Genomic DNA, 12,904 nt, shown 5'->3' on the forward strand with positions numbered 1-12,904 from the left:
GGATCTGCCGACGTCTGGTAACATCGTTGGGTTGCAGATGCCAGGGACAGGCCCGAGCATAACGAAGACGAGGTTTAAGACGCTGCTTTTCGGAACGCCGTCGCTTCGTTGCTATCCTCTTCACGCGCAACGATGTCGTCGAGCGGGTCATTTTCAGCTGTAGGGGTCGGCGGAACGTCGACGGTGGCGCCAGTGGAGATTTCCACTTCACGCACCCATTCCCGCCAGATTGCCACCAGCAGCGCCGTCAGCACCGGGCCGATGAAGAGGCCGAGGAAGCCCATGGTCTTGACGCCGCCGACGAGGCCGAAAAAGGTCGGCAGGAAAGGCAGCTTGATCGGGCCGCCAACGAGTTTCGGACGGATGGTCTTGTCGACGATGAAAAGCTCTACCGAACCCCAGATGAATAGCCCCAGGCCATAAGCGGGAGAGCCGCTGGCGACCAGATAGATCGATACGAGAGTGAAAGAGAGCGGCGCGCCGCCCGGGATGAGCGCCATGACACCGGTGAGCACGCCGAGTGTGACGGGCGAGGGGACGCCGGCAATCCAGTAGGCGATGCCGAGGATTATGCCTTCGCCGATGGCGATCAACGTCATGCCCGTGACGGTGGAGCTGATGGTGGCTGGCACGACGCGGGAAATGCGCTCCCACCGCGTCGGCAGGATGCGTTCCCCCACAAGATCGACCTGATGGGAGAAGCCGGCACCGTTGCGATAGACAAAGAACAGCGCAATCAACATGAACAGCAGGGTCAGCACGAGGTGGAACGCGCCGTTGCCCGCGGCGAGGATCGCCCGGTAGATATTGCCGATATTGGCACCGCTGACGAGCTGGATCACTTCGCCGATCGCACCCGGTGTGCCGATATATTTCACCCACTGCTCGCCGAGCCAGGAGCCTACGCCGGGGAGCGCCGCGATCCAGTCTGGCACGGGTGCGCCCACCTTGTTGACATGCACCGCCCAGCCGAACCATTCGCGGATTTCGCTGGCCGTATAGGAAGCGGCGATGAAGATAGGCACCACGAGGAAGGTGAGGATGAGGATGATGGCGATGGAGGCGCCGAGCGTGGTGTTGCCGCCCACCTGCCGCAGAAGCCGCGTATAGACCGGCCAGCTGGCGAAGCCGATGACAAGGGCCGCCAGAACCGGAACGAGAAAGCCGTGGAAGAAGTAGATGCCCGCAAGGGCGACGAGAACCAGCAGCCAGCGCGCAGCCGATATTGGCGGGATCAGAGCGATCCGCGTCGGGCTTGCAGGACCAAGCCATCTCGGTTCGCCACTGGGCTTACGGCTGTCAATATTACTCACGGCAGGCTCTTTCTCGCATTCTCCCCGAAGGGTGCATTCACTCTGTCACACCAATACATATAAGTGCAATATAGCCGTATCACATTACCGTTGTGTGTTTATCGCTCAGCCTATTGAACGATTTTGGTAAAAATAGAACATCGGTCTTGGCGCGCGCATTGAAATATGACAATTGAACTCCGTTTTTATTGCGGCCTCCGCTTGCCGCGCCCGCTCTTCAGGTCACGCCATGCTGCGCCGTTTCTTCGCCTATTACCGTCCCTATCGCGGTCTGTTCATTCTCGATTTTTCCTGCGCGGTTCTGTCGGGCGTGCTCGAACTCGGCTTTCCGATGGCGGTGAAGGCCTTTGTGGACGTGCTGCTGCCGGGTGGCGAATGGGGCATCATCCTCGCCGCATCGCTCGGGCTTCTCGTCATCTATGTCCTGAATACGGGTCTGATGGCGACCGTCACCTATTGGGGACATATGCTCGGCATCAATATCGAGACCGACATGCGGCGGCTTGCTTTTGACCACCTGCAGAAGCTCTCCTTCCGCTATTTCGACAACCAGAAGACCGGTCATCTGGTTGGCCGGCTGACGAAGGACCTGGAAGAGATCGGTGAGGTGGCCCATCACGGCCCCGAGGATCTGTTCATCGCCATCATGACCTTCATTGGCGCATTCCTGCTGATGCTGTCGGTCAATGTGCCGCTGGCGCTCGTCACCGCCGCCGTCGTGCCTGTCACCGCCTGGGTGACGAGCCGTTACGGTGGCCGAATGACGCAGAACTTTCGCGCGCTCTATGGTCGGGTAGGCGATTTCAACGCCCGTATCGAGGAAAATGTCGGTGGCATGCGGGTGGTGCAGGCCTTTGCCAATGAGGACCACGAACGCGCGCTGTTTGAGAAGGACAACCAGAAATACCGCCGCACGAAGCTGGATGCCTACAAGATCATGGCGGCCAGCACTTCGCTCAGCTACATGAGCATGCGGCTGACGCAGATGATCGTGATGATCTGCGGCGCCTGGTTCGTGCTGCATGGCGGCCTGACGGAAGGCGGCTTCGTTGGCTTCCTGCTTCTGGTCGGCGTGTTTTTCCGCCCGGTGGAGAAGATCAACTCGGTCATCGAGACCTATCCGAAGGGCATTGCTGGTTTTCGCCGCTTTACCGAGCTTCTGGACACGGCGCCGGATATCACCGACGCACCGGATGCGATCGAGGCACCGGCGCTTTCCGGCGCCATTGAATATCGCCATGTCGGTTTCGGTTATGCCGAGGGCAAGCAGGTTCTCGACAATATCGACCTGAAGATCAATGCGGGCGAGACGGTGGCCTTCGTCGGGCCTTCGGGGGCCGGCAAAACGACGCTTTGCTCTCTGCTGCCGCGCTTTTATGATGTCACCAGCGGTTCGATCACCATTGACGGCATCGATATCCGCAAGATGAAGCTTGCCTCGCTGCGCAACCAGATAGGAATCGTGCAGCAGGATGTGTTCCTGTTTGGCGGCACGATCCGCGAGAATATCGAATATGGCCGGCTCGGCGCTTCCGATGTCGAAATCATGGATGCGGCGCGGCGTGCCCGGCTCGATGGCGTCATCGAAGCGATGCCGATGGGGCTCGACACCGTCATCGGTGAGCGTGGCGTGAAACTTTCCGGTGGTCAGAAACAGCGTCTTGCCATTGCCCGCATGTTCCTCAAGAACCCGCCTATCCTCATTCTCGACGAGGCGACCTCGGCGCTGGATACCGAAACCGAGCGGGCCATCCAGCAATCGCTGACGGAGCTTGCCAAGGGCCGCACAACGCTCGTCATCGCCCACCGGCTGGCAACGATCCGCGATGCGTCACGCATCGTTGTGGTAGACCAGACGGGTATTGCCGAAACGGGCGCCCATGCCGAGCTTCTGGCCGCCAAGGGCCATTATAGCCGCCTGCATGAGGCGCAGTTCAGCGGGCATCTTCAGGGTCTGAGCTAAGTGGCGCATCTTGCGCCGCATATCAGGCGTTCTCCGCTGCGTTTTCCTCGATGATGCCGGTATTCGGCTCGGGCTTGCCGGGATGGCTGGTGACGAGATAACCCATGGCGACAGCGGCGGCGACGATGACCAGCAGCACCACGCCGCTGATGGTCATCAGCCAGTCGCGCGGCCTTCGCTGCGCCATGATATATTTCGGCCACCGGTAAGGCTGGTTCGCCACGCTGAATTTATTGCCGTCTCGCATGAACTTCCCCGGACTATTGTTGCTTCGTGACAGATAAACGCGGGCATGCACGCGGCTGTTCCGCAATGGCGGGGCAGAGGCGATGACAACGCCGTGAGGTTTCGCGGTAGGACTGGCCATGGGTCCCCGTTGTTTACTGGCTACTACGCCGCGTAGAAGAGTCTTTTCAGCCCAGAGACTTTGGCTTGCTGGCTTCCGGCTTAACGCTGGAATGACGGAGGAGGGGGCTCATTTCACTAAATCCATGACGCGCTGCGCCGATGGTTGCGTTCAGGCCGAATGTTACTGCGACCTCTCGCGCCGGCACACAGCTTCGAAACTCCGCTTGCCAGTTCACACCCTTTTATGCGAATGATTTGCAATTGCATTAATTCAATTTCCATTTGAAAGTTCGCAAGATGGACAAGCCTGTCTTTGGATGGCGGCGGAATGGCGACGATCTCTCGCTGTCCGACGTTCACAGCTCGATCAAGATAAGCCCGAATGCCGGTACGTTTCGCCGGGCGATGGCGTTCTTCGGACCAGGATATCTCGTCGCGGTCGGTTACATGGACCCCGGCAACTGGGCAACGTCGCTCGCCGGCGGTTCCAAGTTTGGCTACACGCTACTGACGGTGGCGCTGATATCGAACATCATGGCCGTCGTTCTACAGGCGCTCTGTGCCCGTCTGGCGATTGCTTCCGGGCGCGATCTGGCGCAGGCCTGTCGCGATGCCTATCCGAAACCGGTGGCGATGGTGCTGTGGCTGCTGGCCGAAATCGCAATCATTGCGACCGATATTGCCGAGGTCATCGGCACGGCGATCGGTCTCAACCTGATTTTCGGCATTCCGCTCGAACTTGGCGTCCTCATCACGGCGCTCGACGTGTTCCTGATCCTTTATCTGCAAAGGCTTGGCTTCCGCTGGGTGGAGGCGCTTGTCATCACGCTTCTCGGCGTCATCGCGGTGTGTTTCGCCATTCAGCTGGCGCTGGCCGATCCCGACTGGAGCCAGGTGATTCGTGGTTTTGCGCCGACGACGGAGATCGTCACTAACCCCGAGATGCTCTATCTGGCGCTTGGCATTCTGGGCGCGACGGTGATGCCGCATAATCTCTATCTGCATTCAGGGATCGTGCAGACGCGCGCCATCGGCGAGACGCTGGCCGAAAAACGCGAGGCGCTCAAATTCGCGACACTCGATTCAACCATCGCCCTGACGTTTGCTCTCGTCATCAATGCCGCGATCCTCATCCTCGCAGCGGCGACCTTCAACAAAACGGGTCAGACGAATGTTGCCGAACTGGGTGAAGCGCATAGTCTGCTCGCGCCGCTGCTCGGCCTTGCGATTGCGCCGACGCTGTTCGGGGTGGCGCTTTTGTGCTGCGGCATCAATTCCACCGTTACGGCAACGCTTGCGGGTCAGATCGTGATGGAGGGCTTCCTCAAGATGCGGCTTGCCCCGTGGCTGCGCCGCCTCATCACCCGAGGCATCGCCATCATCCCCGCCGCCGGCGTCACCATCGCCTTCGGCGAAAGCGGCACGTCTCAACTGCTGATACTGACGCAGGTGGTCTTAAGCCTGCAACTTTCCTTCGCCGTCTTCCCGCTGGTCATGTTCACCGCCGACCGCGCCAAGATGGGCGAACTGTGCGCCCCGCGATGGCTCTCGGCGTTTGCATGGCTTATCGCAGTGGTAATTGCGGCGCTGAATGTGAAGCTGCTGTTTGATTTTGTGGGGTGAGGCGCGTCAGGCCGCGCCTTTTTGAAGTGCGGCCGCCGTTCCTGCAGGATAGATGGCGGCGATAACATTTGGAGCAGGGGCCGGCTGATGAGCGATCTGATTAGGCCGTTACCTCGTATTCTTGATCAGCGAGCACCTTCTTGAATAAATTCACTGCCTCGTGTGACCACTTTCTGGCCATGCTCGATGCCTTGGTGCCAGTTTTAATGCGGCAGTGATAACGGTTGTCGCTCGACCTGAGATCGACACCTTTTTCCAGCTTGATCTTGTGGATCAGCTTGTTGAGAGGCTGCCAATGCGGCAACCCAAGTCGATGAGCAAGTTGCGTGATAGTGAGTGGGTGCGACTGGTTAGGGTTGTCAACGACGGTAATGCCTAGGAGTGTTGGCAGGAAGTCTTTCTCGTCAGCGACCTTCTCTAATGTTTCATAATTAACCTCAACCGCACCGGATGGGATGTCGTGGCGAACAAGCTTCATCGTTCTTGCGGCAAGCGCACGAACGAGTTTGGGATTGATTGATTTAAGTGCTGACTGACTCTTTAGGGCGTCAAAAATCCAGCGGAAATCATTCGTGTGGATTGCTCGAATCCGGAATTCCTTTCCATCAACACCAAATACGGCCTGATCTGGCGGATGCTTTTCCATCTGATCGGGCCGCCAAATTACTTGATAGACGTTCGGTATAAGCCCGTCGTCATCTGCAACCAGTTCTCCAATGTCACGTAGGATAGACTTTACGTTTGGATCACCAAGGCCGTATCCAATGATGAATACAGGATGTTCTGCAAAGTAGGTTAAAAGCTTTGCGGAAACATACTTCTTCTTTTCCGCCCACTCCTCATAATCGGCTTTCGTCAACACAATTGATTTGGCGTTTGAGACATCACCGTGGATGTGGAATATTTCACCAAAACTATTTGTATTGTATCGGAGGATGGTCTGGCCACTAATGGGTTCGTATCCATCAAAAACTTGTTCAAGAAACATGTCGTAGTTGGTTGTAATAATGGCATGTGGTTTGATTTCGGCGAATGCCGCAATCTCTTTCGAGCGTTGATCATCGGTAATGTCTGACAGTTGTGGCGTGCTGTTCGCGATGTATTCACAGACAAGATGCTTAAGAAAAGCATCCTTATTCACCTTTGATGAAAAGTACTCCGGCGGAAAATAATTCCTTCCCTCTTTCCAAGCCCATTCAAAGGCCATTTCTGCCAGCACGGTGCCAATCTCCACCATGTCGTCATCGTATTTTTGCCTGTTGTACTCATAGGCGTCTACTCCTGCCGGTAGCTTGGCGAACATTGCCTTTAGCAACTCAGCCCAGTTAGGCGCTCCAAAAAAGCGACGCGGTATACCACTTCCGACAAACAAGATTGGCTGGCATTCAAACTCAAGCAGCAAATCGCGGATCGCTGCGTCTGCTTTTAGTTGATAGGATACTTCCTGCTCCATGAATCATTCTCCCTATACTCGATATACCGCCACTGAAGTATATCCGAGTCAATCTAACGTTGAAGGAGAAGGGTGTATTTATACAACCAAATTTGGCGGGATCGCGGGCCTTATTGGTCTATCTTTCTAGCTAAAACTTCCAGGCGTCTTTCAACGCCTGAAAGTTGGTTTTGATAGTAGATACTACAGCAAAAACTATCTCAGGCTACTCAGCTGCAACCGCTCGTCGCACCGCAAGTATCGCACTTCTCGCAGGTGCCGTTGCGCACCATCGTGAAGTTCTGGCATTCCGAGCACATGTTGCCGGTATAGCCTTGCGCGATCGAGCGCATGCGGCGTTCGTTTTCCTTCTTCTTGGCTTCCGCCTTGGCCGATGCCGCGTCAGCGGCGGCCTTGTCGGAGAAGAGGGCGGTGGCGGTCTGCTTGGCTTCCTGGACCACGTCGTCGATTACCTCTTCGGCAATCTCTTCCGCCAGTTCCTTGGCGCGTTCTTCATAATCGCGCTTGAAGGAGACGATTTCCGAGGTGGAGATCGCGACTGTCGGTTCCAGCTTGCGGGCGGCTGAGCCTGCAAAGGAAGTGACGTTGGCCGAGGCGCGGGCGGGGGCTGCCGTTGCCGAACCCTTAGGTTCGGAAGCAGCACGTTCGCCTTCGTTGTTGGAAACCAGCGTCGGCTTGTAACCGCGTGTCCAGCCGGTGGAGAGCAGATTGGTCTTGCCTTCCTGGATGCCCTTGCCGAGTGCCGTATTGGAGAAGTCAGACGTATCGACATGAGCGAGGTCGTGGCGGCCGAGATAGGATACGGCGAGTTCGCGGAACACGTAGTCGAGGATCGACGTGGCGTTCTTGATCGCGTCGTTGCCCTGCACCATGCCGGCCGGCTCGAACTTGGTGAAGGTGAAGGCCTCCACATATTCTTCCAGCGGCACGCCATATTGCAGGCCAAGCGAAATGGCGATGGCGAAGTTGTTCATCATCGCACGGAAGGCAGCGCCTTCCTTGTGCATGTCGATGAAGATTTCGCCGATGCGGCCGTCACCGAATTCGCCGGTGCGCAGATAGACCTTGTGACCGCCGACCGTTGCCTTCTGGGTGTAACCCTGACGGCGGTTCGGCAGCTTTTCACGCTCGCGCGATACCCGCTCGATGACGCGCTCGACGATCTTTTCGGTGATCGTCACGGCCTGCTGGGCGAGCGGCTGCTGGATCAGTTCTTCAACGAAGTCTTCGTCGTCCTCATCTTCCACCAGCGAAGCGTTGAGCGGCTGGGAAAGCTTGGAGCCATCGCGGTAAAGGGCGTTGGCCTTGAGCGCCAGCTTCCACGACAGCATGTAGGCTGCGCCGCAATCTTCCACGGTTGCATCATTCGGCATGTTGATCGTCTTGGAGATCGCACCCGAAATGAACGGCTGTGCTGCCGCCATCATGCGGATATGCGATTCGACCGAGAGATAACGCTTGCCGATCTTGCCGCAGGGGTTGGCGCAATCGAATACGGCCAAGTGCTCGTTCTTGAGGAACGGTGCGCCTTCCAGTGTCATCGCACCGCAGACGTGCACGTTGGCCGCTTCGATGTCCTTTTTGCTGAAGCCGAGGTGCTCCAGCAGGTTGAAGCTCATGTCGGACAACTGCTCGTCGGAAACCTTGAGCGTGCCCTTGAGGAAATCGGCGCCCAGCGTCCACTGGTTGAAGACGAACTTGATGTCGAAGGCGCTTTTCAGCGCGCCGTTGACGGCTTCGATCTTCTCATCGGTGAAGCCCTTGGCCTTCAGCGTCGAGGGATTGATCGCAGGTGCCTGGTTGAGATTGCCGTGGCCAACGGCATAGGCTTCGATTTCGGCGATCTGGCTTTCCGAATAACCGAGCGAACGCAGGGATTCCGGCACGGCGCGGTTGATGATCTTGAAGTAGCCGCCGCCGGCGAGCTTCTTGAATTTCACCAGCGCGAAGTCCGGCTCGATGCCGGTCGTGTCGCAATCCATCACAAGGCCGATCGTACCTGTCGGCGCGATAACGGTGGTCTGGGCGTTGCGGTAGCCGTGCTTTTCGCCAAGCTCCAGCGCCTTGTCCCAGGCGGCGGTAGCGTGGGCGACAAGGTCCTGATCCGTGCAATCGGAATGGATGAGGGCAACCGGGTTCACCGACAGGCCTTCATAACCGTAGGAAAGGCCATGGGCGGCGCGGCGGTGGTTGCGGATGACGCGCAGCATGTTGTCGCGGTTCGGCGCGAAGCCCGGGAAGGGGCCAAGCTCGCCGGCCATTTCAGCCGAGGTGGCATAGGAAACGCCGGTCATGATGGCGGTCAGCGCACCGGCGATGGCGCGGCCTTCGTCGCTGTCATAGGGAATGCCCGAGGACATCAGCAGGCCGCCGATATTGGCGTAACCGAGGCCGAGCGTGCGGTATTCGTAGGAGCGTTCGGCAATCTGGCGCGAGGGGAACTGCGCCATCATGACCGAGACTTCGAGAACGACGGTCCACAGGCGAACCGCATGTTCGTAATCGGCGATGTCGATGCGCTTCGTTGCCTGATCCTTGAACTGAAGCAGGTTCAGCGAAGCAAGGTTGCAGGCCGTGTCGTCGAGGAACATATATTCCGAGCACGGGTTGGAAGCACGGATCGGGCCTTCGGCCGGCGAGGTGTGCCAGTCGTTCATGGTGGTGTTGAAGTGCAGGCCGGGGTCGGCCGATGCCCAGGCGGCGTGGGAGATCTTTTCCCAGAGATCACGGGCTTTAAGCGTCTTCATGACCTTGCCGTCCTTGCGGGCGGTCAGGTTCCAGTCACCGTCGTTTTCAACAGCGCGCAGGAAGTCATCCTTCAGCGATACGGAGTTGTTGGAATTCTGGCCTGAAACCGTGAGGTAGGCTTCGGAATCCCAATCCGTGTCGTAGGTTTTGAACTGGATGTCCTTGTAACCCTGCTGCGCGAACTGGATGACGCGCTTGACGTAATTTTCCGGCACCATGTCCTTCTTGGCAGCGCGGATTTCGCGCTTCAGGGCAGGGTTCTTGGCCGGGTCGAAGCAATCGCCGTTATCTGCCTCGCAATTGACGCAGGCCTTCATGATTGCCTTGAGATGCTTGGCAACGATCTTGGAACCGGTGACGAGAGCGGCAACCTTCTGCTCCTCGTTCACCTTCCAGTCGATATAGGCTTCAATATCGGGATGGTCGGCATCAACGACGACCATCTTGGCCGCACGGCGGGTGGTGCCGCCGGACTTGATCGCGCCGGCTGCCCGGTCGCCGATCTTGAGGAAGCTCATCAGGCCGGAGGACTTGCCGCCGCCGGAAAGCTTTTCGCCTTCGCCGCGCAGGTAGGAGAAGTTGGAGCCGGTGCCGGAACCGTATTTGAACAGGCGCGCTTCACGCACCCACAGGTCCATGATGCCGCCTTCGTTGACCAGATCGTCTTCGACAGACTGGATGAAGCAGGCATGCGGCTGCGGATGTTCGTAAGAGGACTTGGACTTGGTCAGCTTGCCGGTGAAGGGGTCGACGTAGAAGTGGCCCTGGCCCGGGCCGTCGATGCCATAGGCCCAGTGCAGGCCGGTGTTGAACCACTGCGGGCTGTTGGGGGCTACACGCTGGGTCGCCAGCATATAGGCAAGCTCGTCGCGGAAGGCGAGTGCGTCTTCCTCGGTGGAGAAATATTTGCCCTTCCAGCCCCAGTAGGTCCAGGTGCCGGCCAGGCGGTCGAAAACCTGACGCGCATCGGTTTCGGAGCCATAACGCTCACCCTCGGGGAGGTCCTTCATGGCCTTCTCATCGGCAACCGAACGCCACAGGAAGGAAGGAACATCGTTTTCCTCAACCTTCTTAAGCACCTTCGGCACGCCGGCCTTGCGGAAGTATTTCTGCGCCAGAACGTCGGTCGCGACCTGGCTGAACTGCGCGGGAACGTCGATATCCGCCAGACGGAACACGATGGAACCGTCCGGGTTCTTGATTTCACTGACGGCCTTGCGGAATTCGATTTCCGCATAAGACGATTGGCCGGGCTTCGTGAAGCGGCGTTCGATGCGCATGGTTTCGTGTCCTCGTCCATTGGGCGCCCGGCAAAGGGCGCAAAAATTCGTTCCAGCCGTGCGAACTATGCGCGCAGCCGGTTTTTGCCGATCTGTAAGGGATATTCATCCTTGGATGTGATCCCTGTATCTCGTGGCTTATTCGGCTGCAAGAGTCATGTGAGTACTAAATATAGTATCAACAGCTTCCTGCCGCCAGTCCCCGCGTCATGTTTTTGGCGGTATCCGCAAGGCACGCAAAATCCACCGGCGAACCGCCCCCTGATGGTCGGACGCCCCTTCTGGACTTGCGAACTGAGATTGAAAGGAACCGGCCTCGTTACTTTCCGGTCCGTTGCCGCCGCAACATAACTGTCACTTTCCTCCTGCGGCATAGATTCGTCAAGCCATAGATTGAAACCGTTTTTTAACCACAAGATATTGTGTGCAGTGCCTGTGGAAAACGGGGATAGCAAAAGCGTTCAAAAAAATCAGTGACTTGGCGCGAGACTTTGAAGCTTGCGCGAGGCTGGTTTCCGCAGCGGAAAGCGAAAACCCCGCATTTCCGGGGTGCGGCATAAAGGCGACACTGCGGTTTTTCCGTGTTTTTTTGCCGTTACCAAAAAAGCATTTCCACACAAAAAAACCGCCCCGAAGGGACGGCTTTTCAGGCATGGTTTTGGGTTGCGACAGGCGATCAGCCGCGCGATCCCTTGGCGATCGGTTCCTGATAGGTGAAGCCCATGTCCCAGGGAAAATAAATCCAGGTGTCCTGGCTGACCTCGGTGACAAAGGTGTCAATGGTCGGCACGCCCTTCGGCTTGGCGTAAACGCAGGCAAAATGCGCCTTCGGCAACATTTCGCGCACTTCCAGTGCGGTCTTGCCGGTGTCGGTCAGATCGTCAACGACGAGCACGCCTTCGCCGCCGTCGGACATCAGCTCCGGCGCCACGCCCTTCAGGAGAACCGTGTCGCCCTGGTTGACGTAATCGTGGCGGGTGGCGATGCAGACCGTATCGATCAGGCGGATGTTCAGCTCGCGGGAAATGATCGCTGCCGGCACGAGACCGCCGCGGGTGATACAGACGATCGCCCGGAACTCCCGGCCAAGGCCGGCAAGACGCCACGCAAGCGCGCGGGCGTCGCGGTGAAACTGATCCCAGGTTACGGGAAAGGCTTTATCGGGAAGGGACATGTCGTCTACCATCTGGTCAAAATTGTCGATGGCTTTGGCTAATAGCCGCAAGACCTGCAAAAAGGCAAGCATTGCGCGCAGGCTCTTGCGGCTTCATCCACGGCTACCGGTGTTTAACGCGACAAAAGCGTCATCGCCGTCATGGAATCGAGCAGCGTGCGCGTCACGCCGCCGAACAGGAGTTCCCACCAGCGGGAATGGCCGTAGGCGCCCATGACCAGAAGGTCGATGCTGTGGTCTGACAGCCGGTTTTCGATGGCCGCCTGCGGCGAGATGCCGGCGATTTTTTCCTGCGAGGTTACCGTGACGTTGACGCCGTGGCGGGCGAGTGTTGCGGCCAGTTCGGTTCCGGCAAGTCCAGACGATTGCGTTTCGCTCTCGGCCTGATCGACGGAGAAGATCTCGACGCTCTCGGCTGCAATCAGGAAGGGCAGGGCATCGAAGGTGGCGCGTGTTGCCTCGCGGGAGCCGTTCCAGGCGATCAGTACACGCTTGACCGGTTTGGCAACCGTCAGCACATGCGGTACGAGAAGAACAGGGCGGCCGCTTTCATGGAGAAAGCCGTCAATATCCGAGCGGCTGTCGGAGAGTGCGGAGGAGTTGCTCTGGCGGGCGACGATGAGATCGGCGCAGCGCGCGCTATCGATTGCCGATGACGAGGCGTAACCCACTGAGGTTACAAAGCTGCGCCACTCATGCGAGATGCCATTGGCAGACAGCGTGTGTTCGAAGAGGTTTCCAACATCCGTGGTTTCCTTGTGCGCCACGTCCTGAAGCACCTGAACGGTAGCGGGGTCGGGAATTTCCATCGGCGCGACGAGCGGAACGGCGGCCAGCGTTTCCATGTGCAGGCCAATCACATGCGAGGAAAACTGGTTGGCAAGACTTACCACGAAATCGCCGAGCTTTTGCGTGTTCTCCACATTGTCGATCACTGCCAGTATCGTTTTGTAACCCATTTTTTAGCTCCTCGGTGACGCGTCGTTTTTGGGAGAGTGGCTG

The 12,904-nt window shown here is 58.0% G+C and carries 9 protein-coding genes; 2 read left to right on the forward strand and 7 right to left on the reverse strand.

Going from position 1 to position 12,904, the window contains the following annotated elements:
* Positions 1-74: 74 nt before the first annotated feature.
* A complete protein-coding gene (locus tag FB593_RS01095; protein ID WP_145166266.1) occupies positions 75-1,313 on the reverse strand; it encodes an AI-2E family transporter in 1,239 nt (412 codons plus the stop codon).
* A gap of 229 nt (positions 1,314-1,542) precedes the next feature.
* Between FB593_RS01095 and FB593_RS01100 the strand changes: the two genes are divergently transcribed.
* On the forward strand, positions 1,543-3,276 hold the full coding sequence (locus FB593_RS01100) for an ABC transporter ATP-binding protein (protein ID WP_112292218.1): 1,734 nt from the start codon (positions 1,543-1,545) through the stop codon (positions 3,274-3,276).
* A gap of 22 nt (positions 3,277-3,298) precedes the next feature.
* Here the strand turns inward: FB593_RS01100 and FB593_RS01105 are convergent, their stop codons facing one another.
* Positions 3,299-3,523: a hypothetical protein gene (locus tag FB593_RS01105; protein ID WP_013636298.1), complete on the reverse strand. Its 225-nt coding sequence runs from the start codon at positions 3,521-3,523 to the stop codon at positions 3,299-3,301.
* A gap of 398 nt (positions 3,524-3,921) precedes the next feature.
* On the opposite strand from FB593_RS01105, the gene FB593_RS01110 reads away from it, so the two are divergent.
* Positions 3,922-5,247: an Nramp family divalent metal transporter gene (locus FB593_RS01110; protein WP_013636297.1), complete on the forward strand. Its 1,326-nt coding sequence runs from the start codon at positions 3,922-3,924 to the stop codon at positions 5,245-5,247.
* A gap of 100 nt (positions 5,248-5,347) precedes the next feature.
* On the opposite strand, the gene FB593_RS01115 is transcribed toward FB593_RS01110, so the two are convergent.
* The 5 genes from FB593_RS01115 to FB593_RS01135 form a co-directional block, all read right to left on the reverse strand.
* Entirely contained in the window at positions 5,348-6,700 is a 1,353-nt protein-coding gene (locus FB593_RS01115; protein ID WP_121556647.1) for an SIR2 family NAD-dependent protein deacylase, read from the reverse strand.
* Between the two features lie 209 nt (positions 6,701-6,909).
* Positions 6,910-10,728: a vitamin B12-dependent ribonucleotide reductase gene (locus tag FB593_RS01120; protein WP_112292216.1), complete on the reverse strand. Its 3,819-nt coding sequence runs from the start codon at positions 10,726-10,728 to the stop codon at positions 6,910-6,912.
* 381 nt (positions 10,729-11,109) lie between these two features.
* On the reverse strand, positions 11,110-11,382 hold the full coding sequence (locus FB593_RS27420) for a hypothetical protein (protein WP_162632910.1): 273 nt from the start codon (positions 11,380-11,382) through the stop codon (positions 11,110-11,112).
* Positions 11,383-11,404: 22 nt separating this feature from the next.
* Complete coding sequence (gene gpt, locus FB593_RS01130; RefSeq protein ID WP_003515641.1) at positions 11,405-11,902, reverse strand: xanthine phosphoribosyltransferase; 498 nt, start codon at positions 11,900-11,902, stop codon at positions 11,405-11,407.
* A gap of 113 nt (positions 11,903-12,015) precedes the next feature.
* Positions 12,016-12,861, reverse strand: coding sequence for a universal stress protein (locus tag FB593_RS01135; protein ID WP_003515639.1), 846 nt, complete (start codon positions 12,859-12,861; stop codon positions 12,016-12,018).
* Positions 12,862-12,904 lie beyond the last annotated feature (43 nt).

The organism is Rhizobium sp. SJZ105 (assembly GCF_007828365.1).
In the GTDB taxonomy this organism is placed as follows: Bacteria; Pseudomonadota; Alphaproteobacteria; order Rhizobiales; family Rhizobiaceae; genus Agrobacterium; species Agrobacterium tumefaciens.